Genomic DNA, 25,811 nt, shown 5'->3' on the forward strand with positions numbered 1-25,811 from the left:
GCGCATCGGGGATCGGGAGCGACGGGCGGAGGAGTCCGGACAGAAGCAGGCGGAGCCCGTGCCGCTGTATCGCAACCTCAAGGAGCAGCGCAGCCTGCTCAACAGCCTCGTCGGGATGCGCGCGAAGGCGACGGGGGAGGCGCACGGCCTCATCCACGCGGAGCTGCGGCGCATTGCCGGGGGTCCGGCAGTTCCGCAGGCCAGTGTCACCCAGCTGCAGGCCAGGATCGACCTGGTGCGCAAGAGCCTGCGCAGCTGACCGCCGCCGAGGGCGACCGGCACGGGCGGCCCTGTCTCAGCGACCCTGTCTCAGCCCCAGCAGAGGCAGAACGGGTGCCCTGAGGGATCGGCGTACACCTGGAAGCCCTCCGTCGCCTCGAGATCGGCCGCCGGCTTCAGCAGTCTGGCACAGAGCGAGACCGCCTCGTCGTGGGCCGAGCGCACGTCCTCGACGTAGAGGTCGAGATGGATCTGCTGCGGCACCCCGTCCGGCCACTCCGGCGGGACGTGGTTCGGGGCGAGTTGGAATCCCAGCCGCGGCTCGCCGTCGACGAGGACCGTGTGCCAGTCGTCCTCCGCGGCGACCGTGCCACCCAGCAGACCGGCCCAGAACGTGCTCTCGGCGGCCAGGTCGGCGGTGTCGAAGACGATGATCTGCTTGGTGATCTTCATACGGCTAGTGTTCCACGATCCTCAGCGGAAGTCGCGAGACGTCGTCCGCTGCGACAGGGTCAGCGGTTCGAACCGGTCGGCGATGAGGTTGACGACCCCCTCGGCCGAGCGTTCGAGCATCCCGCGCACGATGAGGCCGGGGGAGTCCCTGGCGATCCGCCGATAGCGGCTCCACACCCCGACGCCGCAGACGACGTTCACGAGCCCCGTCTCGTCCTCCAGGTTCATGAAGGTGATGCCGCTCGCCGTCGACGGCCGCTGCCGATGGGTCACCACCCCGGCCACCTCGATGCGCCTGCCCGGCTCCGCCGTCGCCAGCTGGGCGGAGCTCAGGACACCCCGTTCGGTCAGGGCCGGCCGGAGGTGATGGACGAAGTGGTCGTCGGGGGAGATGCCGGTCGCCCAGAAGTCGGAGCCGAGGATGTCCAGGGCCGCGGGCGGCGGGAACAGCGGCGGCTGCACGACGATCATGCTGCCTGGCAGGAACTCCGCCCGATCCTGGGCGGCGCTCCCGGCCGCCCAGAGCGCCTCGCGCATCCCGAGACCGAGGGACTCGAAGGCGCCGGCCGCGGCGAGCGACTCGAGCTGCGCCGTCGTGAGCCCCGTCCGCCGTACGAGGTCCGCCAGATCCGCGTAGTCGCCGCCCGTCCGCCGCTCGGAGACGATCCCCTCGGCCAGCTGCTCGCCGATGCCCCTGACCTCCGCGAGCCCGAGCCGCACCGCGAACCGCCCGTCCCGTCGATGATCGTCCGTGTCGAAGTGCGCGCCGGCGTCGAATTTCTCGCTGGGCTTCGGCTGGTCGCGGTTCAGGCAGGACGGGTCGCCGGTGGGAGACCGATCGGTCGAGAGTCCCTCGAGGCCCGCGGCGACGCCGGAGCGGAGGATGTCCGGCCGGAGCACCCTGACCCCGTGTCTGCGGGCATCCGCCACGAGGGTGTTGGCAGAGTAGAACCCCATCGGCTGGGCCCGGAGCAGCGCGGCGAGGAACGCGGCGGGATAGTGCAGCCGCAGCCAGGCGCTCGCGTACACCAGCAGGGCGAAGCTGAGCGAGTGGCTCTCGGCGAAGCCGAACCCGGAGAAGGCCTCGATCCGTCCGTAGATGTCATCGGCCTCGTCCCCGACGATCCCGTTCTCCGCCATGCCCGCGTAGAGCTTCCCCCTGAGAGTCTCGATCTTCTCCAGGCCGCGCTTCGAGCCCATCGCCCGACGCAGCAGGTCGGCGTCCTCCATGGTGCAGCCGCCGACCTGCACCGCGATCTGCATGAGCTGCTCCTGGAAGATGGGCACCCCGTAGGTCCGCTCGAGCACGGGGATGAGCTTGTCGTTGGAGTAGCGCACCTTCTCGGCGCCGGACTTGCGCCGGACGTAGGGATGCACGGCTCCGCCCTGGATCGGTCCGGGTCGTACCACCGCGATCTCGACGACGAGGTGATAGAACTCGCGGGGCTGAAGGCGGGGGAGCATGCTCATCTGGGCGCGGCTCTCGACCTGGAACACCCCGATCGAGTCGGCCCGGCAGAGCTGGTCGTAGACGCCCTGCTCCTCCTTGGGGATGCGATCGAGGCTCCACTCCTCGCCGAGCTCGTCGCGGACCAGGTCGAAGCAGTGCTGGAGCGCGTTCAGCATGCCGAGACCGAGCAGGTCGAACTTGACCAGCCCCATCCAGGCGCAGTCGTCCTTGTCCCACTGCAGCACGGTCCTGCCGTCCTTCCGTCCGTGCTCGATGGGGCAGACCTCGCCGACCGGCCGCTCGGTCAGCACCATGCCGCCGGAATGGATGCCCAGGTGCCTCGGGAACGACATGACCTCGACGGCCAGGCCGACCACCGCATCCGGGATGTCGTGGTCGTAGCTGGCGAGCGCCGCGCCGTGCCGCTCGACCTCCTTCGACCAGGCGTCCTGCTGGCCGGGGCTCGCACCCAGCGCCTTCGCCATGTCGCGCACCGCGAATTTCGGCCGATACTGGATGACGTTGGCGACCTGGGCGGCATTGGTCCTGCCGTACTTCTCGTAGACGTACTGGATGACCTCCTCCCGACGATTCGCATCGAAGTCGACGTCGATGTCCGGCTCCTCGTCGCGCATGCTGGAGAGGAAACGCGCGAAAGGCAGGTTGAAGTAGATGGGGTCGACCGCCGTCACGTCGAGCAGATAGCAGACGGCGGAGTTCGCCGCCGACCCGCGACCCTGACAGAGGATGCCGCGGTCGCGCGCGAACGTCACGATATCGTGGACGATGAGAAAGTAGCCGGGGAAGTTCTTGCCGGCGATCACCCGGAGCTCCTCCCGGATCCTGGCCCGGTTCTCCTCGGTGAGGTCGGGGTACTTGGCGGGAACCGCGTCCCAGACGAGCTTCTCGAGGTAGCTCTGGGGGGTGTGACCCTCCGGGACCTCCTGGGTGGGCAGGTCCGGTTTCGCGCTCCGCAGCCGGAAGCCGAGTTCCTCCGCCAGCTCCACCGTGTGCTCGATCGCACCGGGGTAGCGGGAGAACCGGGCGGCCATCTCATCACCGGAGCGCAGGTGCGCGACCCCGGATGCCGGCAGCCAGCCGTCCATGTCGTCGAGGCTCCTGCGGGCGCGCACCGCGGCGACGGCGGAGGCGAGATGCGCGTTCTCCGGCCTGGCATAGTGGACGTTGCCCGTCGCCACCACCGGCAGCCCCCTCGATTCCGCCAGCGCGAAGAGGGCGTCGTTGTAGTCGCTGTCGAGCGGGTGACCGTGGTCGAAGAGCTCCACGTTCACGGCGTCGTGCCCAAACAGCTCGATCAGCCGATCCAGCTCGCGCAGGGCAGCGGGCTCGCCCTCCGCGACGAGGGCCCGACGCACCGCGCCCTTGCGGCATCCGGTGAGCACCGCCCAGTGGCCGCCCGCGCTGCCGCTCAGCTCGGCCAGGTCATAGAGCGGCCTGCCCTTCTCCCCGCCCGCGAGCTGGGCGGAGGTGATCGCCCCGGAGAGCCGATGGTAGCCCTCCTCGCCGCGGGCGAGCACAAGCAGGTGGCTGCCCTCCGGATCGGCGACCCCGTTCTGCGGGGCGCCGAGACCGAGCGAGAGCTCCGCACCGAAGACCGTGCCCATTCCCCGATGGGCCTCCGCCGCCTCCGCCATCCTCGCGATGCCGTAGAAGCCGTCGTGATCGGTGATGGCGAGGGAATGCAGGCCGAGCCGGGCGGCCTCCTCGAGGAGCTGCTCAGGGGAAGAGGCCCCGTCGAGGAAACTGAAGTTCGAATGCGCGTGCAGCTCGGCGTAGGCGACCGTGCTCTCGACCGCAGGCAGGTCGAGCGTCGGCGCCCGATAGGCACCGCGCTTGCGCGAGGACACCGGGGTCTCCTCGGCCGAGGCGGCAGGGCGGCGGCGGTCGGAGAGGGTGCGTTCCAGCTCCGACCACCGGATCGGCGGATTGTGCCAGCCCATCAGCCGGCCCTCGTCTCAGTCATATCGGGCCTCCACCCACCACAGCCGGTCCTCGAGCACAAGCAGCCAGGCCGCCCCGGTCTCGTCGACGACCTGGAACCTGCTCGCCCTACGCGAGTTCTCGGCATCCCACCAGCGCTCGTCGATCTGCCAGGGACCCGCCCAGGCCGACAGCGTGCGGAGGGTCGTGCCATCGGCGGAGAACCGCGAGGGAACGCCGCTGAGCGCGCCGCGGCCGTCGACGGTGACGGGGGAGCCGTCCGAGGAGAGCACGATCGCGGGCCTCGGTCTCTCGAACACCGATCCCGGGGCCGGTGGCGGGAGCCGCCCGGGCCAGGGTCGTTCGGGGGAGCCGCCTGCCGGCCGCCTGTCTCCCCAGGGCACGAGCGTCTCCCGCTCGAGCGGTCCGCGCCCTCCGCCGACGGCCGCCGTCAGCACCCCGCCGTGCCCGAGCAGGCTCTGCATCCTGGAGAGCCCATGGTGCACCCGCTCGTCATGGCCGCTGCCCCAGAGCCCCTGCTCGTGGTCCCCGATCGCCTCGAGGCTCTCGGGGACGACCCGCACCCGGGTGATGCCCGAGCTCAGCCCGCTCTCGATCCTCCCGCTGCCCTGCAGCTGCCAGCGCAGCCGGTCGAGGACATCCGCAGCGGTGAAGGAGCGCGGATGCAGCCAGCTCCGGCGAGACAGCTCACCGGACTCCGACTCCACCTCGATCCCGATCGCCGTCGCGACCAGCCTGGCCCGCACGAGCTCCTCGATGAAACGGTCGGCGGATGCCCGGAAGCCGAAGGTCACCTGATCGACCCGGTCGAGGGGCGGCTCGAAGGCGAGACCGACGTCCCATTGCTCCGGGGGAAGGCGCGGGACGATCCTCCCGCCGTCGAGGCCGCTCGCGACGGCATGCAGCCTGCCGGCCTCCCGGCCGAAGCGCGCCTCGACGTCGTCCGCGTCGAGGCGGGAGAAGTCGGCGACGGTGCGGATGCCCAGGCGCAGCAGCAGGGCGGCCTGCGCCGGTTCGACGAGCAGGCCGATCGGCAGGGGGGCGAGGAATTCGGCCGTGCCGCCAGGGGGGACGATGGTGATCCGCGACGGCGTCCCGCTGCGCGCCGCCTGCTCCGCCGCGAACGGCCCGTCGGCGACGCCGATGCGGGAGCCGTGGACCCCCACCTCGTCGAGGGTGTCGAGCAGCCAGAGCGCGGCCTCCTCCTCGCCGCCGTAGTAGCGGGCGGGACCGCGCGCCGGCATCGCGCACAGGCCGGGGCGGAGCAGCTGCACTCCAGAGATGGTCGCCTCGATGCCGGCGATCACCGGCTCGAATTCCCGGGCGTCGGCCTCGGCGGCATAGGGCAGGACGAGGAGCCCTGGGCACCTGGCCTGGGCCTCGCGGAGGCGCTGGCCGCGCCGCACGCCCTCGTCGCGGGCCGTCGCGGAGCAGGCGAAGACGAGACCCGACTCGACGAGCGCGAGCGGGACATCCGGCTCGAGGGCGCGGGAACGGCGCGCGGCGGTGACCGGCCAGTCCGGGCACCAGAGCAGGATGGTGCGGGTGGGGGCGGTCATCCCGCCGCCTCCCGCAGCGTCTGTCCGGACAGTGCCGTCCCCGGCAGGGCTGTCCCCGGCAGGGTCCTCCCCGGCAGCGAGGAGAGCTCTGCGGTGCGAAATCGTTCCTCGGGATCGGGGAGCCAGAGCCTGGCGCTGCGGGGCCTTCCCGCGCGGCTCGACACCGTCACGGTCACCCGTCGGGCGGTCAGGTGGCCGTGTCCCTGGCCGATGCCGCTCCAGCTGCTCTCGGAGAGGCTCAGCATCGCCTCGCTCTGCGGCCAGGGGCCGAGCACGATGAGGGTGGCACCGCGCTGCCTGAGCCGGGCGGTGAGCCGGGAGAGGCCGGAGTCGCCCATCCGCCTCTGCGGTCTGGTGACGACGACCCCGAGCACGTCGGCGGCGGCGGCGGTGACGGTGAGCCACTGCTCGCCGGGATGCGGGATCAGCACGAGCCTGCCGAGGTCGATGCCGAACCGCTCGGCCGCCTCGATCCCGAACTCCGGGACCCCGACGATCCCGCACCAGGAGCCGGCCGCGGATGGCCCGGCGAGCAGCGCCATGAGCAGCGTCGCGGAGGGATCGACGGAGTAGACGGCACCCTGCTTGAGGCCGCCGCCGGGCAGCAGCCCCGCGATCGCCGGATGGGTGGGGATGAGACGGGTGTCGAGCCTCGTCTCCTGCATCTGCCGGATGCGCGCCTGCAGGCGCTCGACCGTCGCGCGCGTGGGCACATCGGCGAGGGTCGCGGCGGCGGGGGACATCCCCCCATATTCGAACATACGTTCGACTATGTCAATCGGGCACGGGACATCCTCCGCGGATGGTCAGGCCGCCGCGGTCTCCCGCACCGAGCGTCGTCCCGAGTACACCCACCACCGGTACAGCACGAACCGGAAGGCCGTCCCGAGGGCGAGCCCGACCACATTGCTGGCGACGTTGTCGTCCAGGAGGGAGGTGAGGCCGAGCAGGTAGTGCGAGACCCAGAGGCAGCAGAGGGCGATGAGCGCCCCGGCGATGCTGACGACGGCGAATTCGACCCCCTCGCGCACAACATCCGTCCTCCGCTGCGAGCGGAAGGTCCAGAATCGGTTGCCGAGCCAGTTGACCACGATCGCGAGCGAGGTCGAGAGCGCCTTGGCGATGAGCGGCCCGTCGTGCACGAGCCGCGGGTCGAGCACGGTCGTCCGCAGCGCATTGAACACCCCGAGGTCCACGACGAAGCCGGCGCCGCCGACGACGAGGAAGCTCAGCAGCTGCCTGCCGAGCGCGGCCCTCGACACCGGGTCCGTGAACACGGACGGCCTAGACACGGGTGGGTTAGACACAGGCGGCCTAGACACGGGCGGGCTCCCTCCGCGGGGCGAGCCGCGAACGACGGATGCGCCGGGGCAGTCCCAGGAGCCCCCAGAGCGTCACCCGCACGATCGCCTCGCCGACGATGCCGGAGCTCATCTTGGAGACGCCCTGCGTGCGCTCCACGAAGGTGATCGGCACCTCCGCGATGCGAAGGCCCGCCCGATGAGCCCTCCAGAGCATCTCGATCTGGAAGCCGTACCCCTGGCTGAGCACCCTCGTGAACCCGATAGTCCTCAGCGCCTCGGCGGTGAAGGCGCGGTAGCCGCCGGTCACGTCGTGGAAGGGCAGGCCGAGGACGATCCTGGCGTAGAGGCTGCCGCCTCGCGAGAGCAGCAGCCTGCCGATCGGCCAGTTCTCCACCTCTCCGCCGGACACCCAGCGGGAACCGAGCACGACGTCGGCCGTGTCCAGTCGGGCGAGCAGTCGGTGGAGCTGCTCCGGCTGATGCGATCCGTCCGCATCCATCTCGACCAGCCGCTCGTACCCGTGGTCGAGTCCCCAGGCGAGGCCGGACCGATAGGCGGCTCCGAGGCCGGTCTTGGCCCGACGGTGCAGCACGGAGACCCGGTCGTGGGCGACGGCGAGAGCGGTGGCCAGTTCCCCCGTGCCATCCGGAGAGTTGTCGTCGACGATGAGGATGTCGACCTCCGGCGCGCTCCTGAGCACCCTGGGCACGATCCCGGAGAGATTGTCGCGCTCGTTGTAGGTCGGGATGATGACGAGTGTCGTGGTCATGGGTTCGCTTTCGTGAGTTCGTAGACGACCGTCCGGTGGACGGGGAGCTCCTTCGTCACCGTGTAGCCGAGGCGTTGAAGCTCGAGGAGGTTGACGTGGGTGGGGCTCGTCGACAGCTCGACGTCCCAGACGGTCGGCGTGAGAGAGGCGCCGACCTCGGCGACGGAGGACACCGCGTCCCAAAGCCCGGCGCGCCGGAAGTACGGGGTGCGCAGGGTCACGTCCGTGAGTCTCGCGAAGTCCTGCGGATAGAGCCGGAGGGCCAGACGCGGCTTCCGCGACGCCGTCGGTGTGTTGTCGAAGACCACGTCGTCGCCGGCGTGGGCGTTCGCGGCGACGACCTCGGCCAGCTGTCTCCAATCGCTGCCGTCGTCCTTCGCATAGGGGCTGCGCTGGAACACATCGGTCGGGATCACGAGGGCCACGAGCAGGGCGAGCACCCCGAGGCGCACCCAGTCCCTGCCGATCGTCGAGACCCCGACGGCGACGAGCAGCGCGACGGCCGGGGCGCAGAAGGAGAGATAGCGGATGGTATACATCGGCGAGAGGAGTTCGTTGCCGAGGAGGAGCAGGAGCATCGGCACCAGCAGCCAGGAGACGGTGAGCACCAGGGCCGCGGAGCGACGACGGGCCAGCGCCACGACGGCGACGATCACAAGCGCCCAGCCCGCCGCGGCCATCCAGGGGTTTCCGAACCACTGGAGGACCGCCAGCCGTTCGAAGGTCAGGTAGTGGCGATGGGCGAGGAAGGAGATCTGGTGACGCTCGACCGTGGCGTAGTAGATGACGGGGGAGGCGAGGACGACGGCGCCGACGACCGCGACGAACCACGGTCGCAGCAGCGGCCGGCTCCGCCTCGAGGCGAGCAGGACGATGCCGTGCACGACGGCGAGCAGGACGAGGTAGAGGAAGACGTAGACGGACGCCGCCAGCACGAGCCCGTAGGCGAGCCAGGGCAGCGCCGTCCGCGTCCTGCGGCGGACGAGGGTGACGAACAGCACGGTGAGCCAGACGGCCATGGCCGTGCCGATCGCGTAGGAGCGCCCCTCGGCGCCCATGTAGTCGACCCGGGGCAGCACGATGCAGACGATCCCGGCGAACACCGCCACCCGGCGACGGAACAGCAGATCGCCGAGCACGACCGTCCCGGCCACGACGAAACCGACGGCGACGGTGCTGGGGAAGCGCACCGACAGCTCGGATGCCCCGAACAGGTCGATCCAGAAGTGCAGGAAGAGGTAGTAGGTGCCGTGCACCGCATCCACCCTGCCGAGCTCCGGCCAGAGGGTCGAGAGCGGCCGTTCCGCGGACATGACGCTCGCGGCCTCGTCGCCCCAGAAGGAGGGGATCCAGGACCCGATGACCGTGACGATCCAGCCGAGCAGACCCAGTGCCGACGCGACCACCCTGAGATCCCCGGCCGGCGAGATCCGGACACGGGACGAGAGCGGTCGCGCTGCGATCGTCGTGCTCACGGGCCATCCCCCAGCGGTGCCGGCGGTCTACCGGCTCATGACCTCATGTTCGTCCGCGGGGCCTGAGGCCGGCTCGAAAAGAGGGGCCGGGAGGATGAGAGTTCACACAGGTTGAGCCGGGAGCCGCACCTCGACGGTGAGGCCGGCCGCGGTGATCCCGGCCGCATCGAGACCGGCCGCATTGGCGAGGTCGACCCGGCCGCCGGCGGCCGTGACCATGGCGTGCACGATGGCGAGGCCGAGTCCGCTGCCCGCCGCGTGGTTCGCCCTGGCCTCATCCGGCCTCGAGAAGCGATCGAAGGCGACGGGCAGGAAGTCCTCCGGCATGCCGGGGCCGGAGTCGACGACGGTCAGCAGCAGATCCTCGGCGGAGTGCCGCAGGACGATCCGTACGGTCCCGGCCTCCCCGAGTGCGGCGATCGCATTGGTCGTCAGGTTGTCGACCAGCCTGCCGAAGTTGCCCGCGGCGATCAGGTAGCTCGCGTCGCCCGGCTCACCGATGATGTCGAAGTCGACGGTGATGTCCCGCGCGACCGCGAGCATCCGCGCCCGGTCGACGGCGGCGACGAGCTCGGCGGAGAGCTCGCTCCCGGTGCTGCCGGACTCCGGGGGCCGCGCCTCGATCTGCGAGAGCTCGAGCAGACCGGTCGCGATCGCGGAGAGCCGGGCGACGGAGCTCTGGGCGGCGTCGATCTCCGCCTCGAGCGCCGCGGCGTCTCCGCTGCTCAGATGGGCGAGCTCGAGCTGGGTCATCAGGATCGCCAGCGGGGTCCGCAACTCGTGGCTCGCGTCCGAGACCAGCTGACGCTCCCGGTCGACCGACTGCCGAAGCTGGTCGATGAACTCGTTGAGGGTCCTCGCGAGGTCCGACAGCTCGTCGGTCGCCTCGCCGAGGGGAAGGGGCTCTGTCGACCGCTCGGCGACGAGCGCCTCGGCCTGACGGCGCATCCGGGTCACCGGGCGCAGGGCGGCGCCGGTGAGCAGCCAGGAGGCCGTTCCGAAACCGGCGACGAGCACGACGGCGCTCCAGACGAGGGCCTGGGTGATGCGGCGGAGGGAGAGGATGGAGGAGTCCTGGTTGCGGGCCGTGAGGATGTCCCATTCCCCGGCATCCGTCATGACGGTCTCCTTGAGCACCCGGTAGACGTCGTCTCCGCCGACCACGGAATGCACCCCGTCACCGAGGGCGAGCAACTCGCCGGTGCGCCAGCGCAGGCTTCTCGGCAGGCTCGTCTCCACGACGGAGCGCTGGGGGTCGACGACGGCGACGAGCTGCCCGCGGCCCGGCTCCTCGATCGGATCGCTGGGGCTCGCCAGGATCTCCGCGACATACGGCGCGGCGTCGTGGCTGAGCAGGGTGGAGGTCGTCGAGCTGAGGATGTGGTCGACCTGGGCGCGGAAGACGACGACCGCCGCCGCCGAGAGGACGGCGGCGATGCCGAGGGTGCCGAGCGTGATCCGCCAGCGGATGGAGAGCCGGCGCAGCCGCATCATCCGGTGACCTCAAGCAGATACCCGGAGCCGCGCACGGTCGTGATGCGCACCGCCGCGGCGTCCTGATCCAGTTTGCGGCGCAGGTAGCTCACGTACTGGTCGACGATGTTCGGATCGATGTTCTCCGCGGAGCCCCAGACCTCCTCGAGGATGCGCCTGCGCTCCACCGTCGTCTCGGCATGCGTCGCGAGCAGGCGCAGCAGCGAGAACTCCTTCGGGCTCATCGCGAGCGCCTTGCCCGCGACCGTCGCCGAGAGGGCAAGCGAGTCGAGCCGCAGCCGGCCGACCGTCACGATCAGTCTCTCCGCTGCGGCCTCCCTGCGCAGGAGGGCACGGATGCGTGCGCTCAGCTCCGCGAAGGCGAACGGCTTGGTCAGGTAGTCGTCCGCACCGGAGTCGAGGCCGAAGACGCGGTCCTCGACGGCGTCCCTCGCGGTGAGCAGGAGCAGCGGAAGCAACCGCCCGCTCTCCCGGATGCGACGGCAGATCTCGAATCCGGACATCCTGGGCAGCATGACGTCGATCGCGGCGAGGGCGAACTCGTCGCCGGCGATCGCGATGAGCGCATCCACGCCGTTCCCGACGACGACGACGTCGTATCCCTCGGCGAGGAGTCCGCGCTCGATGAGGCGACCCATCTCCGGGTCGTCCTCGACGATCAGGATCTTCGGCACGACAACCATGTCCACATGGTCCCACTATCCCGGGGAAAGGCCACCGCGGCGGGGGTTCCTGTGAGATCTCTCATGTCGCCGAGGCGATCGGCTCAGCCGGGGGATCCCACCGAGGACAGCTCGCGCACCCAGCGGGAGAGGAACAGCGCGCCGGCCTCATCGTGGATCGCCTCGCCCTCGGTCAGCACCGGGTAGGGCTTGTCCGGGATGCCGTCGGCCGGCCGCACGTCGAGGTGGGCCACCTCGAAGCCGTTCTCGTGCAGGTAGTCGGCCATGGCGTAGTCGCTGCGCGAGTCCCCGACCGTGCGCCAGGTACGGGGGATCTCGCCGGAGTCCGCCATGAGCTCGAGCGCCCTGCGCGCGCCGAGGGCCTTGCCGAGGGCCAGCGCCTCGATGTCGGTGGAGATGATGGTGGGATCGATGCGGTACCCGGTGACGCCGTGACGCTCGAAGATCTCCGCGGCGCGGGCGTCGAAGTCGAGCTGCGCCTCGTGATACCGCTCAGAGGAGACGTCGGTGCGCTGCTCGACCGACACCATCGCCAGCTTGGTCTCGTCGAAGAACATCGTGTCGGCGAAGCGATCGGCCACGAGTGCCCTCAGCTCAGCGACGATCGCGGCGGGCACCTTCACCGACTCGTCGACGTGCACCCCGCTGAAGCTCGCGAAGGTCGCGCCGAACCACACGGCCCCCTTCTCGCAGATGCCGTACACCCTGGCGTCCGGCGAGAGACCGGCCGCCAGCATCGGCTTGAGCACCCGGTCCCGGATGAACACGTCCGACCTGCCGGTGTTGAAGGCGATCGGCACGCCGAGGCCCGCCAGCGCGACGAGGTCGTCGACGATGCTCTGGAGGTTGATGGTGCGGGTCACGGGACTGGCGATCGGCCCGTCGACGTCGAGAAGCAGTCCGAGCTGCGGGGAAGAGGTCACAGTGCATTCTGCCAGGCCGTCCGGCGTTCCCGCCGCGGGCACGGCGTCGAGCTGTGCCGCAAAAGGCTGGAACTTGGCTGAGCATGGCGGCCGATGTCGGAAGTAGCGCCTAGGTTCTCCCACACCGAAGTCCATCGTCTCGTGGAAAGGCAGGCCACACCGTGTCCGATGACAACGCCCAGGAGCCGCTCGAACTGCGCCCGCTGCCCGGCAGCGAACGGGGTCCCGCGGAGGGGGCGGCGCCGGCAGCCGCCGGTCTTCCCTCCGATCGGACGGTGCAGGCGACCCTCGTGCTGCGTCGGCGGACCGACGGCGACAGCGGCTCGGAGAACGGGAGTGAGGAGTCCGGAACGGCAGGGATCGCTCCGCTGAGCCGGCAGGAATTCGCCGATCGGCTGGGCGCGGACCCCGCGGACGTCGACCTCGTCGTCTCCTCCCTCACCGCCCTGGGGCTGTCGATCGTCTCCGCCGACCAGCCGTCGCGGCGCATCCGGGTCTCCGGCACCGCCTCGGCGATGTCGAGGGTGTTCGGGGCGAGGCTCGAGGCGGTGACCAGCCGCGCCCCTGGCGGCCGGACCGTGCAGCACCGGCACCGCACCGGCCCGCTGATGATCCCGGCGGAACTCGACGGGATCGTCACCGCTGTCCTCGGACTCGACGACCGGCCCCAGGCGAGGGCCGAGTTCCGGGTCGCGCAGGCCCACGCCGTGGCGGTCAGCTACACACCGCTCGAACTCGGCGAGATCTACCGGTTCCCGAAGGGGACGGACGGCACGGGCCAGACCATCGCGATCGTCGAGCTCGGCGGCGGCTTCCGGCAGGACGAGCTGACCCGCTATTTCTCCGGCCTCGGCGTCCCCGGGCCGCGGGTGACGGCGGTGGGAGTCGACGGCGCGGACAACGCTCCCGGAACGGATGACTCCGGCGCGGACGGGGAGGTGCTGCTCGACATCGAGGTGGCCGGCGCGCTCAGCCCGGGCGCGGACATCGTCGTCTACTTCGCTCCCAACACGGACGACGGATTCCTCGACGCGGTCAGCGAGGCCGCCCACGCGAGCGTCGCTCCCGCCGCCATCAGCATCAGCTGGGGGCAGAACGAGGATGCCTGGACCGCGCAGGCGCGCACCGCCCTCGACGAGGCCTTTGTGGACGCGGCGGCCCTCGGCATCACCGTGACCGTGGCGGCGGGAGACAACGGGAGCTCGGACGGCCAGTCCGACGGCCGCAGCCACGCCGATTTCCCGGCATCCAGCCCGCACGCGCTGGCCTGTGGAGGAACGAGCCTCAGGGCATCGGGCACGACGGTGGAGTCGGAGACCGTCTGGAACGACGGAGCGGATGGTGGCGCGACGGGCGGGGGAGTGAGCGACGTCTTCGCCCTGCCGGACTGGCAGAGGACCGCCGGCGTACCCTCGCCGGCGAAGGGGTCCGGTGGGAGGGGCCTGCCCGACGTCGCCGCGGTCGCCGACCCGAGCACCGGATACGAGGTGCTCGTCGACGGCCAGCGCCTGGTCTACGGGGGCACGAGCGCCGTCGCGCCGCTCTGGGCCGCCCTCGTCGCCCGGCTGGCGCAGGCGACCGGGCGACCGCTTGGCCTGCTGCAGCCCGCCCTCTACGGTCCGGCGGTCGCCGGGCTGCGCGACATCACCTCGGGCGACAACGGTGCCTACAGCGCCGGCCCAGGCTGGGACGCCTGCACGGGCCTCGGGGTCCCGGACGGGACGAAACTGCTGGCCTCGTTGCAGGCGAGCTGAACGCCGTTCGAGAAGAAAGAGACAACACAGGAGAGTAGGGAGACATCATGGCCGTGAAGCTCAACGAGACCGCCCTGAGATATGCACGAAGCCTGATCAAGGACGGCAAAGACACCCACGACGAGCGTGACGCCTGGAGCGAGCACGCGCCGAGCACCGCCCAGCAGAACGACTACATCAAGAAGCACGGCATCGAGGCCTATGCGAAATGGCATCTCGGAATCGACGAGTCGAAGTCGGAGGGCACGAAGGGTCGTTACAGCTTCCCGTTCGGCGACTTCGTCAGGGTGCACCGTTGCGCGATCATCTCGCTCGAGAGCCGGGCGGCACAGAACGACCACAACGACATCGCGAAGGCCACCAAGCAGTTGCTCGAGAGCATCGATACGCAGAAGAAGTAAGGCCGCGCAGAAGAAGTAAGGCGCAGGGCCTCAGCTCTCCGCGCCTCCGCCGAGGCGCTCGTCCCTGTCCAGTTCGACGGCGGTGATGGCGGCGATCCCGAGCCCCCGGGCGATGTCCTCGACCGGGAGGAACGGCAGGGCGGTGCCCTCGGCGAGAGCGGGGGACGCCGGGACGTGGATGAAGCCCGCCCTGATGCCGGTTCCCTCGGCCGCCCGCATCAACCGGTACATCACCTCGTTGCAGACGAAGGTTCCCGCGGTCTGGGACACCTCCGCGGGGAGGCCGGCCGTGCGCATCCGGTCGACCATGGCCTTCACCGGCAGGCCGCTGAAATAGGCGGCGGGACCGCCGGGGATGACCGGCTCATCGATGGGCCTGGCGCCGTCGTTGTCGGGGATGCGGGCATCCATGAGGTTGAGCGCCACCCGCTCCGGGGTGATGGCGGTGCGTCCCGCCGCCAGGCCCACCGCGATGACGACGTCGGGGGAGTGCTCCGCGAGGAGGTCGTCGATCGCCGAGCCGAAGGTGACGGGGAGACAGGCGGTGACCAGCGAGATCGGGGAGTCCCATCGGGAGGCCAGCAGGCGCACGGCATCCCAGGAGCTGTTCGAGGCCGCCCCGCCGAACGGCTCGAAGCCGGTCATCAGCACCCGGGTCGGAGGCGGCATCAGAACCAGATGCTCAACCACGGCGCGACGATGCTGCGGAACGCGGCATCCACGGCCACGGCGGATCCGTCGCGGACCTCGATGAGTCGACCCGCCCGCGCGAGGCTGAGGGCCGAGACCCCACCGAGGTACAGGGCGCTCAGCTCGTTCACCCCGAGGCTGATCGCCGCCGCGTCCTCCGGGATGGCCCCCTCGAAGGGGACGACCGCCGCGGAACCGTCCGTGGCGATGTCGAGGAGGAAACGACCGTCGGCGAAGCCCAGCTGGTCGCCGACCTCGAGCACGATCCGTCCGGTCGTGCCGTAGCTCCGCGCCGAGAGGGCGGCGGGAACGTCCAGGATGCGCGTCCAGAGGTGATCCCTCGTCGACACGGCACGCATCGCGCGCACGTTCGACAGCTGCCAGCCGAGCGCCTCGTCGACCGGGCGCAGCGCCGCGGTGACCGAGCTCACCAGGTCCATCTCGAGCAGGAACCGCCAGAGCCCGGCGTAGGCATCGTCCGTCGCCGAGACGAGGTACTGCACCTCGACGACGTGCTCGGAGAAATCGGGCGTCGGCTCGGTCACTCGGTAGATCGCGAACCCCTGCGGGTGGCCCTCATCGTCGTCGTAGCGCACGAACCGCAGCTGCTTGGTCTGCTCCGCCGAGCTCGGCATGCCGAGCAGACGCTCCCAGGACAGCCCGGAGAAGCCGATCTGGCCGGGGGTGGCGAGTCGCACCCGTTCGATGATGGCCGGTCCGTCGGCGAGCAGCTGCTCCCGCCGCACGAACTGCACCCTGCCGGCTGCCTCCGGCCCGATCCACTCTGCCCGGCGCACGTCGATCGCCCAGTCGGTCGCCGAGGCCGCCGGAGCGAAACCGTAGCGGGCATAGATCGTCGCCTCGCTGACGGTGAGGATGGCCACGGGAAGGCCGAGCGACCGCGCCGTGCGCAGCTCCGCCTCGAGCATGGCTCGCGCGAGCCCCCTGCGGCGGTGGGTGGGAGAGACCGTCACCGAGCTGATCGCCCAGGCACCTACACTCGCGAAGCCCGGAACCGTCAGCTCGGTCGGCCAGGAGCTGACCGTGGAGACGGGCTCGGAGGGGTCCACCGCCGTCTCGTCCCAGACGCCCGTGGTCCGCCGGTCGGCATACCCGTCCAGCTGTTCGGCGATCGCCTCGGCGGAGAACCGGTCGGCGTGGAAGCCGCGCGCCTCCGCCTGCAGCCAGCTCTCGAACTCGCGGGAGGCGGTGTCCACGAGTCCCATCCGCAGGCCCTGGGCGGCGAGCCGTTCGGAGGAGACAGGATCGACCGGGGCACTCCGAAAATCGTCGCTCACCGTTTCAGGCTAGCGGTGAGCGGAGGGCGACGGAAACGGCCGCCCCCGTTTCGACGTAACGTTGGTACCGGCACACGCTTCGTCTGCCCGGGAAGGTTTGTGTTTTGGTCATCGAATGTATTCATGGTCTCGATGACGCGCTCTGCGACATCTGCCATCCCAAACCTGCACCGGAGACTCGTCCCAGGGTGGTCCGCCCCCGCCGAGCGGCCGGTGCACCGCATCCGGTGAGCAAGGCCCCGCTGATGGATGTCGCCGCGCAGCGGATCTACCATCTGACCCACGTCGACAACCTGCCGGGCATCCTCGAGGCCGGCGCCCTGCTCGCGGACGCGACCCCCGCCGTCGACATCTCGGCCGCGCACACCAGGGAGCTCCGCCGCGGCACCGACATCGGGGCGGGGGAGAGCGTTGCACGGTTCGTCCCGTTCTTCCTCACCCCGAACTCCACCGTGTGGGAGGGGATGCGCTCCGGCGACGAGGATGACCGACTCGCCCCGGAGGCCCTCGAGGCCGAGGCCTACGACTTCGTGATGCTCGTCAGCACGATCGGAACGGCGGCCGAGGGCGAGACCGTCGTCGCCGACGGGGATGCCGCGGGCTCGCTCACCCGGTTCGCCGCCACCAAGGATGCGAGCGAACGGATGCTGCGCCGTCTGCACGACGACGAGGACTCGATCATCGCCGCGGAGTTCCTGGTGAGGGAGACCTTCCCGTTCGAATCGGTGACCCTCATCGGGGTGGCCAACGACAGGGCGCGGGCGACGGTGAAGACGATCCTGCAGTCGTCCGCCTACCGCCCGAAGGTGGCCGTCTATCCGCCCTGGTTCCAGAAACCGGAAGCCTGAGCCCGGCATGCCCGATCCCGGCATGAACGATTCGCTCGACCACCTGAACGACCTCGGACGCTTCATCGAGGCATCCCCGTCGTCCTTCCACGCCGCCGCCGAGGTGGCCAGACAGCTGATGGAGGCCGGGTACAACCAGCTCAGCGAGTCGGAGGACTGGCCGGTGGGATCGGGCAAGCGCTTCGTCGTGCGGGACGGGGCGATCGTCGCCTGGAACCAACCGGGAGTCGCTGGACAGACGACACCGTTCCGCATCGTCGGCGCGCACACCGACTCACCCGGATTCAAACTCAAGCCGAAGCCGACCATCGGCACAAACGGCTGGATCCAGGCCGGCGTCGAGGTCTACGGCGGCCCACTGCTGAACTCGTGGCTCGACCGGGAGCTCGAGTTCGCCGGACGGCTCGTCTTCGCCGACGGCACCACGGAACTCGTGCGCACGGGACCCTTCCTGCGCTTTCCGCAGCTGGCCGTACATCTCGATCGCTCTGTCAACTCCGACGGCCTGACGCTGAACCCGCAGCAGCACATGAACCCGGTCATCGGTGTCGGGGATCCCTCCACCGCGGATCTCGTGGGACATCTCGCCGGGCTCGCCGGGCGGGACGGCGCTTCCGTGGCCGGATACGACATCGTGGTCGCCGACACCGCGAAGCCCGCCGTCTTCGGCCTGGGCGGTCGCCTGTTCGCCTCCGGCCGGCTGGACAATCTGAGCTCGGTCCATGCCGGACTCAAGGCCTTCCTCGCGCTGCCCTCCGGCCAGAGCCACATCTCCGTCTTCGCGGCCTTCGATCACGAAGAGGTAGGCTCCGGCACGCGCTCCGGCGCGAGCGGCCCGTTCCTCGCCGACGTCCTCGTCCGGATCAGCCGGGCCATGGGCGCCTCGGAGAGCGAGCGGATGCGGGCATACGCCGGCTCGTGGTTCCTCTCCGCGGATGCCGGCCACGCCGTGCATCCCAACTATCCCGAGCGGCACGATCCGGCGAACCGGCCCGTGGTGGGCGGCGGTCCGCTCCTCAAGATCAACGCGAATCAGCGCTACTCCACGGATGCCTTCGGTGCGGCGGAGTGGGCCCGCGCCTGCGCGCAGGCCGGGGTTCGCTACCAGGAGTTCGTCTCCCACAACGCCGTCCCCTGCGGAACGACGATCGGTCCGCTCACTGCCACTCGCCTGGGCATCCGCACCATCGATGTCGGGATCGCGCTGCTGTCGATGCATTCCGCCCGCGAGCTCTGCGGTGTCGACGATCCCGCGGCCCTCTCCGCCGCCATCGGCGCCTTCCTCGTCCCGGACGCCCCGCGGCCCTAACGGCCCGCGCCCCTGACGGCACTGCCGCGACCGGGGCGGCAGCTCCGAGGTCCCTCTGCGCAAACGGCGACATCACGGCCCTTTCGGCGTAACATTTTGTCACAAAACATCGTTCGTCCCGGTATCGGTGTCCCGGTGTGACCGGGGGACCGGCGAGGGATCGATCGCGAACCGGTTTGCGCACAGCGCATCACGGATGAACCAGACGAACCGACGGAGGAAGTCATGATGAACGATCAGATGATGGACATGATGTCGATGACCATGCCGGGCATGGACATGGCCCTGATGCAGGGATGCCTGGAGGCCTGCTCCGCCGCGGAACAGGCCTCCACCATGTGCGCCGACGCCTCGTCCGGCGAGGGCATGGGCCGCATGATGAGCATGTGCATGGACACCGCCGATATGACGAACACCATGATGCGTGTCGTGATGCGCCCGATGGGTCATGACACGGGCACCATGATGTCCATGTTGACGGCGACCGCAACGATGTGCATGGCCTGCGCCGACGAGTGCTCTGCCATGGCGGAGATAAGCGATCACGCGAAGATGTGCGCTCAGGTCTGCATGAACTGCGCGCAGGCCTGTCAGGCGCTCATGGACTCGATGGCCTCCATGGCCTCGGCCGACTGAGCCGACCCCTCCGGAGCCGCTCCGCCGCGAAAGGCGTTTTTCCTCAGCGGCTCACGCACACGCTGTAGTACGAACCTCCGGCGGCCAGCACGTCATAATCGGCGTGCAGCGCGACCGGTTCGCCCGTCTCGAGCATCCCGGTGAGGTCGGCGTGGTGCCAGAGAACTCGACTGGTTGCCGCCTCGAGGTCGTAGATCTCGATCGCCCCGTCGGACGCCGCTCCCACGAGCAGGCCGTCGCGCCACCTGCCGGGCGTCGCGATCGCGGCCTGCCGCTGGATGGGGTGCAGCTCGTACCCGGTCTCGAATCCCGTCCGCATCATGGCAGCGGATCCAGCACGAAGGCTGCGATCTGGTGTGCCTGAGGATGACGAGACCATGATGTCCTTTTCTGATTCTGGGGGCCGCGTGGCTGGGTTGGTTGCCACTCCGGCCGCGCCCGGGCGGTTGTCCTGAGAGCCAAGCGGTTGTACTGAGAAGTTGTATCGAGAGTAGGAAGTCCGCGACGGGAAGTCACACCCGGTCGTCACAGACAGAAACATTGTGCCGGCCCGGCGGCCGGCGTCATCCCGTGACAACGACCGGCGTCCCGAGGGGGAGGCGGTCCACCGCCGCGACCGCCTCCGCGGGCAGTCGGATGCACCCGTGAGACACGGCGCCCGTCGCGGTCCGCTCGTAGTGCAGACCGATCAGCCCGCCGTCGCTTCCGCCGTACGGCTCGTCCGCGGCGGCGGAGTGCAGGGAGGAGAGCTGCACGGCATACCTGGACTGGTTCTGCGCCGGGTCCAGGTACCTGGCCTGCAGATAGCCGGTGACCTTCACGGGAGTCGGCGTCCCCGGCGCGCCGACTCCGACCCGGAACGAGTCCTCGATCCCGTCGCCCCTCCGGATGGTGAGGCTCTGTTCCGAGGAGGAGATCACGATCCTCCGGGGCAGCGGCACCGGGTCGATCAGGGCCTCCGTCCGAACCCATCCGGCGGTCTGGGCGGGCGCGTCTCCTCCGCTCTCCGAGGGCAGCGACTGTCTCGCCGGCGTGAGAACGCGAACCCAGCCGTCACGCCCGGCTCCGACGGGCACCACGACGGTCGGTTCGCCGAGGAAGTTCCGGGCGCCGAACCGCGCTACGAGCCGTCGCCGGTCGGCGCCGTAGATCGGCGTGTCCGCCCTCAGGGAGTAGGCGCGCGACGGCACCTCGTCTCCGGTGAAGGCCAGCAGGCCGGGGATCACCGCGTCGTATCTGACCTCCGGGAGGGCGGCGATCTCCGCCGGGGTCGGGCGCGGCAGTGTCAGTCGCGAGGGTGTCGGCCACGACGGTGTCGGCGCCGCCTTCCCCGGCGAGTTCGCCGGCAGCCGATCCGGCGCTTCCGTCGGCAGTCGATCGGGGGACCCGGAAGACGGTCCGGGCGGAACGAGCCAGAGGGCGACCGCGGTCAGCGCCGCCGCGACGAAGGCTCCGAGGGCGGCGATCGTCACCCGGAGCCGCCTGCCCCTCATCCGCTCACCACCGGAAGGTGGGAAGCCGGCGAGAGGATCGAGGTCTCGCCCGGTGCTCCGCAGGCGCCCTCGGCGACGACCGCTCCGCCGACGGTCGCGGTCTCGACCCAGTACACCGTCCCCACGGAGGCGTCGGTGACGGGGAACGGTTGCGAGGAGTAGCTGCCGTCCGCGGTGATGGTGAGCGGGGCGGTCGAGGAGTAGATCCTCGTCGCCTCGGCGCAGATCGGAGTGGTCGAGCCCGGTGGCTGCAGATATCCGGCCCAGGTCAGCTGCTCGCCCGCGGAGGGAACACCCGTGGCCCTTGCCGTGTCTGTCACCGTTCCGCCGACGACCCCGGTCGGCTGGGCGACGGTGGTCACGGCGGGAACCTCCCGGTCGGCGACATCGGAGGCCGAGGCGGAGAACACCAGCGGAACCGAGCCGCCCGATGCCGCCAGGGTCTGCGCGGACGGCGTGGCGTAGAGGTGCACCTTGGCAGCGGGTCCGCCATCGGCGGTGAAGTCGCCGCTCGTGGCGGTGATCCGATACGGCTCCGACGAGGCCGGCGTTCCGCGAATCGCGAGATGCGCGCCGTCCGTCACGGCGTGTGTCGGGCTGTTCGTGTCCACGAAGAGGCCGTTGTGCAGCGTCACGGTCCCACTCGCGGACGAGGGAGTCACCGAGACATCCAGCTGGCCGAGGGCGTCGTCACCCGCATCGATCTCCAGGCGCAGCGTCGCCGAACCGGTGGGCGGGGTGTAGGAGGCGGCCTCCGCTCTGAATCGATCCGCCAGTGTCTGGATGGCCGCCCGTTCCGAGGCCGGGGCGCGCCGCAGGACGAAGGCGTCTCCGCCCTCCGCCTGATAGTCCGCGTTGCCGGCGATGCTCCAGACCGCCATGGCGACGGCCGCCGCGGTCGTGTTGTCCGAGGTGTTGCCGTGGCGGGACAGCACGGCGTTCAGCCTGGTCATCGACGCGGGATCCAGATCGCCGACCCGGTCGACCAGGCCCGCATCGACCGTGTCCCGTCCGAGCGCGCTGGGCTGTCCGGCATTGATGCAGTAGCTGACGCTGCCGTCCGGATCGAGATAGCCGCCGAGATGGTTGGTCGGCTGCCCCTGCTGATAACCGGGTCCGAGGGTCGCGGCGTCGGCGGCGAGCGGTCCGGCGAGGATGCCCCCGGCGGCGAGCACCAGCGCTGCGGACGCGAACGCCGCCGGGCGAAGAAGAAGGCTCATGTCATCGTTTCCTCTCGGTTGCCGGGACGATGGCTCCCGGTCGTCGTCGACAGTAGGGAAACGGGGCCGACCGCGGGGACGTTCGTGCGCCTCCTGTGCACAACCGGCAAGACGATTCGGCTGTGGAGAAATACTGTTGATCCATGTTCCTTGTCATCGCCACCTACACGATCGCCCAGGGCCACGAGTCAGCCGTACTCGAGCTGGTGAGGCGTCTGGAACTCGCCAGCCGGGAGGAGCCGGGGTGCATCTCCTTCGACTCCTACCTCAAGGTCGGTGACGACCGCGCGCTGGTGCTCCTCGAGCGCTACGAGTCCGACCGGGCCTTCGAGAGCCACCGGGCGACGCCCCATTTCCGCGCTCTCGTGCTGGAGGGAATCGTGCCGCAACTCACCGACCGCAGGGTCGAGACCTTCACCGCCTGAGCCAGAGCCGAAGCCAGAACCCAAGCCAGAACCTGAGCCAGAACCCAAGCCAGAGCCTGAGCCTACGGCTGCGGCTAGCCGATCTCGTCGACGATGCCAACGAACCGCGAGCCGATGCCGTCGACCTCCCTGCGATGGATACCCGCCGCGGGCACGGGCAGTTCACCGGCCAGATGCCAGTCGCAGCTGAGGTAGCTGAAGGCCGGCCACCATTTTTTGGGCCGCACCGCCTCCTCGAAGCCGCAGACGTCGCACTTCAGCTGCACCCACACCGGTTTCCTGCCGGTGCGATTCGCCCGCGACTGGATCAGCCAGGCCGGGGGAGCCGCCTCGATCTGATCGAACTCCGCCTCGGACAGCCGGTTCGGGATCCCGTGGCGCTGGGCCATCTCGAGAGGGATGTCCAGGCGCAGCGCGGCTTCTCGGCGGGTGATCATCCCCCCAGTCTGCCCGCAGAACGGCGCACGGCCGCAATCCGGGTCGGAACCGGCCCTACGCGCCCTGCCGCCTCGGCGAGCGGGCACCGTGCCGCCCCATCATCCGCCAGACCGTGCGGCTCAGCGGCGGATGCTCGAGCGCGATCTGCCGCAGGACCCGATACTCCCTCGTGGGCGACGGGAGCCGTCCGTCATTCGCATCGATCGCGTCGGCCCTCAGCAGATAGACCACGAGCTCGTCGACCGTCGGCAGCTCCTCCATGAAGGCCCAGGGATCCTCGCCGGCCAACAGGCGCTCGTGGATGACCGTGTCGAGCTCCTGATGAGCCTCGGCTCGCAACAGCTCCAGGCTGACCCTCCCGCGGGGCCGAGGTTCATTCGCGGTCATCACTCCACCCTACGACGGCGCATCCGGTTCTTCTGTGGCTCCAAGCTGGCGTAGTCTCTGTCGTCGGGGTGCGGACTTTCCGTCGTGCGTCCGCAGTACCGTCGCTGCTCGACGCCGCCCGTCAACAAACGAGGAATCGCGATGGCTTTCGTGAATGGGCTCACCGGCGTCGGCCGAGTGGCAGCGGCGGTCAATCCCGCCGACAAACCGTGGGACGGGCACGACACCCAGGTGCTGATCGTCGCGGCGGTCGGCATCGCCATCGTCGTCGTCCTCATCACCGTCGTGAAGCTGCACGCCTTCCTCGCGCTGACCATCGGATCCCTGTTCGTCGGCATCGGCTCGGGGATCGCGCTCGAGAAGATCACCACCTCGTTCGAGACCGGGGTCGGCGGGGTCCTCGGATACGTGGGCGTCCTGATCGCCCTCGGAGCGATGCTCGGCAAGCTCCTCGCCGATTCCGGCGGAGCCGACCGGGTGGTGGACACACTGCTCCGCGGCAAGCCGGCCACCCTGCCGTGGAAGATGGCCCTCATCGCCGCCATCATCGGCATTCCGATGTTCTTCGAGATCGGCCTGGTGCTGCTGATCCCCGTGGTGATGCTGGCCGTCCACCGGGTGAAGGGCCCGGCGATGCGCCTCGGAATCCCCGCCCTCGCCGGCCTGTCGGTCCTGCACGGGTTCATTCCGCCGCACCCCGGTCCGCTCGCCGCCATCGGCATCCTGCACGCGAACGTCGGCATCACCCTCGCCCTCGGCCTCCTCGTCGCCATCCCCTCGGTGATCATCGCCGGACCCCTGTTCGGCCGTCTCGCGGCCAAGTGGGTGCCGATCGGAGCCGCCGGAGCCGCTCTGGCCGTCACCGCCGGCTCTGCTGGCGGTAGCGGCAGCACGGGAAGCGGCAGCTCGTCGCCGGCCACCCGTGCGCAGGATCCGGATGCGACGCGCACGCCGTCGTTCGCCCTCACGCTGGTGACCCTCCTGTCGCCCCTCGTGCTCATGCTGCTCAAGGCGGGCGCGGACATCTGGATCGACCCGAACGCCGGTCTCCGCCAGTTCCTCGACTTCGTCGGCGACCCGGTGTTCGCTCTGCTGTTCGCGGTGATCCTCGCCATGTTCACCTTCGGGACCCGCGTCGGCTTCACGCTGACCACCCTGGGCAAGAAGATCGGCGAGAGCCTGCTGCCCATCGTCGGCGTCATCTTCATCGTCGGTGCCGGCGGCGGATTCAAGCAGATGCTGGTCGACGGCGGCACCGGTACGGCGATCGCCAAGGTCGCCGTCGCGGCCAACCTCTCCGTGCTCGTGCTCGGCTGGATCGTCGCGGCGCTCATCCGCCTCGCGACCGGCTCCGCGACCGTCGCCACCGTGACCGCGGCCGGCATCGTCGCGCCTCTGGCCGCCCAACTGTCCCCGGCTCACCTGGCGCTGCTTGTGCTCGCGGTGGGGGCGGGCTCGCTCATCTTCTCGCACGTCAACGATGCCGGCTTCTGGCTGGTCAAGGAGTACTTCGGCCTCACCGTCGGCCAGACCCTCAAGACCTGGTCGGTCATGGAGACGATCATCTCCGTGGTCGGGCTCGGTGTGGTGCTGCTGCTGTCGCTGATCCTCTAGGGCAGTCGACGGTCGGACTCCGACGGTCGGACTCCGGCGGGACCGGACTCCGCGAGAGGCTTGGCGCGACCGGCCGCCGGGCGTACCGTGCTCGGGGTGACCGCAGCAGACCAGGCCCAGAGACCGGCTCCCGCTGGCCCGCCTTCGCGGTCTGCGTCGCGGTCGGGGCGTTGACGATTCTCGACCTCTCCGGTGTGAACGTCGCGCTCCCCATCGATCCAGAGGTCGTTGCATGCCGGTTCGGCCCAGCTCCAGCTGATCGTCGCCGGTTACACCCTCGCCTTCGGCCTAGCCCTCGTCCCGGCCGGCACTTCCCCTTCCGCGGAATCGGCCTAGGGTCCTGACCATGGACAACAGCAGCACGGACAACAGCAGCGACACCGACAACGGCAGTAGCAACAGCGGCACCACACCGACGAGTCCCGACCAGCAGGACGCCGAGACCTCGGAGGACACCGTGTCCGGCGGCGCGGCGGAGGAGCCGGATGTCTCCAACCCGCAACGGTCGGGTGGCTCCGCCGGCTAGGAGGGTTCCCGGCAGAGTCGCTCGCTGCCCGGGCTGACCGCCGTTACCGCAGGGCGAGGGCCTCGACGGAGCGCCGCACCACCTCCGCGGACCGCTCGAACTGGGCCTGCTCCGCCTCCGAGAAGGTCACCTCGATGGTGCGGTCGGCCCCGCGCGAGTTGACGATCGTCGGCACGGAGAGGGCCACCCCGCTGACCCCGAGGTAGCCGTCGAGCACGGAGCTCACCGGCAGCACCGCGTTCTCGTCCCGCAGCACGGCCTCGATGATCCGTGCACCGGCCAGGCCGATCGCATAGTTCGTCGCGCCCTTGCCCTCGATGACCCGGTAGGCGGTCTGCGAGACCTCGCGCGCGAGATCGTCCAGCTCGGCCGTCGTGAACCGGGGACGCCCCGGACCCGTCCACTCCGCGACGGGTACGGATCCGATCGAGGCCCTCGACCACAGCGGGAACTCCGAATCGCCGTGTTCGCCGACGATCAC

25 protein-coding genes and 3 pseudogenes are annotated in these 25,811 nt (G+C 70.1%); 10 read left to right on the forward strand and 18 right to left on the reverse strand.

The annotated features are described in order from the left end of the window. A pseudogene (locus VGC18_RS07535) lies at window positions 1-259 on the forward strand (ATP-dependent helicase); the annotation flags it as partial. Window positions 260-309: 50 nt separating this feature from the next. Here VGC18_RS07535 and VGC18_RS07540 read toward each other — a convergent pair. From VGC18_RS07540 to VGC18_RS07585, 10 genes are all read right to left on the reverse strand, one after another. Continuing rightward, window positions 310-672: a VOC family protein gene (locus VGC18_RS07540; RefSeq protein WP_331095878.1), complete on the reverse strand. Its 363-nt coding sequence runs from the start codon at window positions 670-672 to the stop codon at window positions 310-312. A 21-nt stretch (window positions 673-693) separates the two neighbouring features. Continuing rightward, window positions 694-4,083, reverse strand: a complete 3,390-nt coding sequence (locus VGC18_RS07545; RefSeq protein ID WP_331095880.1) for an error-prone DNA polymerase — start codon at window positions 4,081-4,083, stop codon at window positions 694-696. A 15-nt stretch (window positions 4,084-4,098) separates the two neighbouring features. Beyond that, window positions 4,099-5,643, reverse strand: coding sequence for a DNA polymerase Y family protein (locus VGC18_RS07550; protein ID WP_331095882.1), 1,545 nt, complete (start codon window positions 5,641-5,643; stop codon window positions 4,099-4,101). Next, window positions 5,640-6,386, reverse strand: a complete 747-nt coding sequence (locus VGC18_RS07555; protein ID WP_331095884.1) for a hypothetical protein — start codon at window positions 6,384-6,386, stop codon at window positions 5,640-5,642. Before VGC18_RS07555 ends, VGC18_RS07550 begins: the two co-directional genes overlap by 4 nt. A 63-nt stretch (window positions 6,387-6,449) precedes the next feature. Further along, the gene (locus VGC18_RS07560) at window positions 6,450-6,935 is read right to left on the reverse strand and encodes a GtrA family protein (RefSeq protein WP_331095886.1); all 486 of its coding nucleotides are present in this window, start codon (window positions 6,933-6,935) and stop codon (window positions 6,450-6,452) included. Window positions 6,936-6,957: 22 nt separating this feature from the next. Next, window positions 6,958-7,716, reverse strand: a complete 759-nt coding sequence (locus VGC18_RS07565; protein ID WP_331095888.1) for a polyprenol monophosphomannose synthase — start codon at window positions 7,714-7,716, stop codon at window positions 6,958-6,960. Further along, a complete protein-coding gene (locus tag VGC18_RS07570) occupies window positions 7,713-9,191 on the reverse strand; it encodes a glycosyltransferase family 39 protein (RefSeq protein WP_331095890.1) in 1,479 nt (492 codons plus the stop codon). The genes VGC18_RS07565 and VGC18_RS07570 overlap by 4 nt, the downstream gene beginning before the upstream one ends. A gap of 102 nt (window positions 9,192-9,293) precedes the next feature. Then, window positions 9,294-10,685, reverse strand: a complete 1,392-nt coding sequence (locus VGC18_RS07575) for a HAMP domain-containing sensor histidine kinase (RefSeq protein WP_331095892.1) — start codon at window positions 10,683-10,685, stop codon at window positions 9,294-9,296. After that, entirely contained in the window at window positions 10,682-11,368 is a 687-nt protein-coding gene (locus VGC18_RS07580) for a response regulator transcription factor (RefSeq protein WP_331095895.1), read from the reverse strand. The genes VGC18_RS07575 and VGC18_RS07580 overlap by 4 nt, the downstream gene beginning before the upstream one ends. An 83-nt stretch (window positions 11,369-11,451) precedes the next feature. Further along, window positions 11,452-12,291: a hypothetical protein gene (locus VGC18_RS07585; RefSeq protein ID WP_331095897.1), complete on the reverse strand. Its 840-nt coding sequence runs from the start codon at window positions 12,289-12,291 to the stop codon at window positions 11,452-11,454. A 161-nt stretch (window positions 12,292-12,452) separates the two neighbouring features. Between VGC18_RS07585 and VGC18_RS07590 the strand changes: the two genes are divergently transcribed. Both VGC18_RS07590 and VGC18_RS07595 read left to right on the forward strand, forming a co-directional pair. Further along, window positions 12,453-14,045: a S53 family peptidase gene (locus VGC18_RS07590; RefSeq protein ID WP_331095899.1), complete on the forward strand. Its 1,593-nt coding sequence runs from the start codon at window positions 12,453-12,455 to the stop codon at window positions 14,043-14,045. A gap of 47 nt (window positions 14,046-14,092) precedes the next feature. Continuing rightward, a complete protein-coding gene (locus VGC18_RS07595) occupies window positions 14,093-14,446 on the forward strand; it encodes a hypothetical protein (protein WP_331095901.1) in 354 nt (117 codons plus the stop codon). Between the two features lie 30 nt (window positions 14,447-14,476). Here the strand turns inward: VGC18_RS07595 and pcp are convergent, their stop codons facing one another. After that, window positions 14,477-15,136 carry a pyroglutamyl-peptidase I gene (gene pcp, locus VGC18_RS07600; protein WP_331095903.1) on the reverse strand — a complete coding sequence of 220 codons (660 nt, stop codon included), beginning with the start codon at window positions 15,134-15,136 and terminating at the stop codon, window positions 14,477-14,479. Continuing rightward, window positions 15,115-16,434: a GNAT family N-acetyltransferase gene (locus VGC18_RS07605; RefSeq protein WP_331095905.1), complete on the reverse strand. Its 1,320-nt coding sequence runs from the start codon at window positions 16,432-16,434 to the stop codon at window positions 15,115-15,117. Before VGC18_RS07605 ends, pcp begins: the two co-directional genes overlap by 22 nt. A gap of 188 nt (window positions 16,435-16,622) precedes the next feature. Here VGC18_RS07605 and VGC18_RS07610 point away from each other — a divergent pair, with 188 nt between their 5' ends. The 3 genes from VGC18_RS07610 to VGC18_RS07620 all read left to right on the forward strand — a co-directional run bounded on the left by VGC18_RS07610 (window position 16,623) and on the right by VGC18_RS07620 (window position 19,227). Beyond that, entirely contained in the window at window positions 16,623-17,282 is a 660-nt protein-coding gene (locus tag VGC18_RS07610) for a DUF4433 domain-containing protein (RefSeq protein WP_331095907.1), read from the forward strand. Window positions 17,283-17,289: 7 nt separating this feature from the next. Beyond that, window positions 17,290-18,591: a M18 family aminopeptidase gene (locus VGC18_RS07615; RefSeq protein ID WP_331095908.1), complete on the forward strand. Its 1,302-nt coding sequence runs from the start codon at window positions 17,290-17,292 to the stop codon at window positions 18,589-18,591. 225 nt (window positions 18,592-18,816) lie between these two features. Further along, window positions 18,817-19,227 carry a hypothetical protein gene (locus VGC18_RS07620; protein WP_331095910.1) on the forward strand — a complete coding sequence of 137 codons (411 nt, stop codon included), beginning with the start codon at window positions 18,817-18,819 and terminating at the stop codon, window positions 19,225-19,227. A 43-nt stretch (window positions 19,228-19,270) separates the two neighbouring features. Here the strand turns inward: VGC18_RS07620 and VGC18_RS07625 are convergent, their stop codons facing one another. The 3 genes from VGC18_RS07625 to VGC18_RS07635 all read right to left on the reverse strand — a co-directional run bounded on the left by VGC18_RS07625 (window position 19,271) and on the right by VGC18_RS07635 (window position 21,940). Continuing rightward, a complete protein-coding gene (locus VGC18_RS07625; protein WP_331095912.1) occupies window positions 19,271-19,549 on the reverse strand; it encodes a hypothetical protein in 279 nt (92 codons plus the stop codon). A 241-nt stretch (window positions 19,550-19,790) separates the two neighbouring features. Next, window positions 19,791-20,699 (reverse strand): L,D-transpeptidase, encoded by a 909-nt coding sequence (locus VGC18_RS07630; RefSeq protein ID WP_331095913.1) that lies wholly within the window; start codon window positions 20,697-20,699, stop codon window positions 19,791-19,793. A gap of 17 nt (window positions 20,700-20,716) precedes the next feature. Further along, on the reverse strand, window positions 20,717-21,940 hold the full coding sequence (locus tag VGC18_RS07635) for a hypothetical protein (RefSeq protein WP_331095915.1): 1,224 nt from the start codon (window positions 21,938-21,940) through the stop codon (window positions 20,717-20,719). A gap of 143 nt (window positions 21,941-22,083) precedes the next feature. Here VGC18_RS07635 and VGC18_RS07640 point away from each other — a divergent pair, with 143 nt between their 5' ends. Beyond that, the gene (locus VGC18_RS07640; RefSeq protein WP_331095917.1) at window positions 22,084-22,365 is read left to right on the forward strand and encodes an antibiotic biosynthesis monooxygenase family protein; all 282 of its coding nucleotides are present in this window, start codon (window positions 22,084-22,086) and stop codon (window positions 22,363-22,365) included. A gap of 74 nt (window positions 22,366-22,439) precedes the next feature. Here the strand turns inward: VGC18_RS07640 and VGC18_RS07645 are convergent, their stop codons facing one another. Continuing rightward, a complete protein-coding gene (locus VGC18_RS07645; protein ID WP_331095919.1) occupies window positions 22,440-22,802 on the reverse strand; it encodes a hypothetical protein in 363 nt (120 codons plus the stop codon). Window positions 22,803-22,857: 55 nt separating this feature from the next. After that, entirely contained in the window at window positions 22,858-23,190 is a 333-nt protein-coding gene (locus VGC18_RS07650) for a tryptophan synthase subunit alpha (RefSeq protein WP_331095921.1), read from the reverse strand. Between the two features lie 141 nt (window positions 23,191-23,331). On the opposite strand from VGC18_RS07650, the gene VGC18_RS07655 reads away from it, so the two are divergent. The 3 genes and pseudogenes from VGC18_RS07655 (at window position 23,332) to VGC18_RS07665 (ending at window position 25,330) form a co-directional block, all read left to right on the forward strand. Next, window positions 23,332-24,804 carry a gluconate:H+ symporter gene (locus tag VGC18_RS07655; protein ID WP_331095923.1) on the forward strand — a complete coding sequence of 491 codons (1,473 nt, stop codon included), beginning with the start codon at window positions 23,332-23,334 and terminating at the stop codon, window positions 24,802-24,804. Window positions 24,805-24,932: 128 nt separating this feature from the next. Next, window positions 24,933-25,113 (forward strand): annotated as a pseudogene (locus tag VGC18_RS07660) (MFS transporter); the annotation flags it as partial. A gap of 37 nt (window positions 25,114-25,150) precedes the next feature. After that, entirely contained in the window at window positions 25,151-25,330 is a 180-nt protein-coding gene (locus VGC18_RS07665) for a hypothetical protein (protein ID WP_331095925.1), read from the forward strand. A 43-nt stretch (window positions 25,331-25,373) separates the two neighbouring features. On the opposite strand, the pseudogene VGC18_RS07670 reads toward VGC18_RS07665, so the two are convergent. Continuing rightward, a pseudogene (locus VGC18_RS07670) lies at window positions 25,374-25,811 on the reverse strand (L-lactate dehydrogenase); the annotation flags it as partial.

The sequence above is a fragment of the Lacisediminihabitans sp. genome, from assembly GCF_036404185.1.
GTDB lineage: Bacteria > Actinomycetota > Actinomycetes > Actinomycetales > Microbacteriaceae > Lacisediminihabitans.

Coding starts and splice junctions, on each gene's coding strand:
- VGC18_RS07540 (WP_331095878.1), bottom strand. CDS start 672: ATGAAGATCACCAAGCAGATCATCGTCTTCGACACCGCCGACCTGGCC.
- VGC18_RS07545 (WP_331095880.1), bottom strand. CDS start 4,083: ATGGGCTGGCACAATCCGCCGATCCGGTGGTCGGAGCTGGAACGCACC.
- VGC18_RS07550 (WP_331095882.1), bottom strand. CDS start 5,643: ATGACCGCCCCCACCCGCACCATCCTGCTCTGGTGCCCGGACTGGCCG.
- VGC18_RS07555 (WP_331095884.1), bottom strand. CDS start 6,386: ATGTCCCCCGCCGCCGCGACCCTCGCCGATGTGCCCACGCGCGCGACG.
- VGC18_RS07565 (WP_331095888.1), bottom strand. CDS start 7,716: ATGACCACGACACTCGTCATCATCCCGACCTACAACGAGCGCGACAAT.
- VGC18_RS07575 (WP_331095892.1), bottom strand. CDS start 10,685: ATGATGCGGCTGCGCCGGCTCTCCATCCGCTGGCGGATCACGCTCGGC.
- VGC18_RS07580 (WP_331095895.1), bottom strand. CDS start 11,368: ATGGTTGTCGTGCCGAAGATCCTGATCGTCGAGGACGACCCGGAGATG.
- VGC18_RS07595 (WP_331095901.1), top strand. CDS start 14,093: ATGGCCGTGAAGCTCAACGAGACCGCCCTGAGATATGCACGAAGCCTG.
- VGC18_RS07615 (WP_331095908.1), top strand. CDS start 17,290: ATGCCCGATCCCGGCATGAACGATTCGCTCGACCACCTGAACGACCTC.
- VGC18_RS07620 (WP_331095910.1), top strand. CDS start 18,817: ATGATGAACGATCAGATGATGGACATGATGTCGATGACCATGCCGGGC.
- VGC18_RS07625 (WP_331095912.1), bottom strand. CDS start 19,549: ATGATGCGGACGGGATTCGAGACCGGGTACGAGCTGCACCCCATCCAG.
- VGC18_RS07635 (WP_331095915.1), bottom strand. CDS start 21,940: ATGAGCCTTCTTCTTCGCCCGGCGGCGTTCGCGTCCGCAGCGCTGGTG.
- VGC18_RS07640 (WP_331095917.1), top strand. CDS start 22,084: ATGTTCCTTGTCATCGCCACCTACACGATCGCCCAGGGCCACGAGTCA.
- VGC18_RS07645 (WP_331095919.1), bottom strand. CDS start 22,802: ATGATCACCCGCCGAGAAGCCGCGCTGCGCCTGGACATCCCTCTCGAG.
- VGC18_RS07650 (WP_331095921.1), bottom strand. CDS start 23,190: ATGACCGCGAATGAACCTCGGCCCCGCGGGAGGGTCAGCCTGGAGCTG.
- VGC18_RS07655 (WP_331095923.1), top strand. CDS start 23,332: ATGGCTTTCGTGAATGGGCTCACCGGCGTCGGCCGAGTGGCAGCGGCG.
- VGC18_RS07665 (WP_331095925.1), top strand. CDS start 25,151: ATGGACAACAGCAGCACGGACAACAGCAGCGACACCGACAACGGCAGT.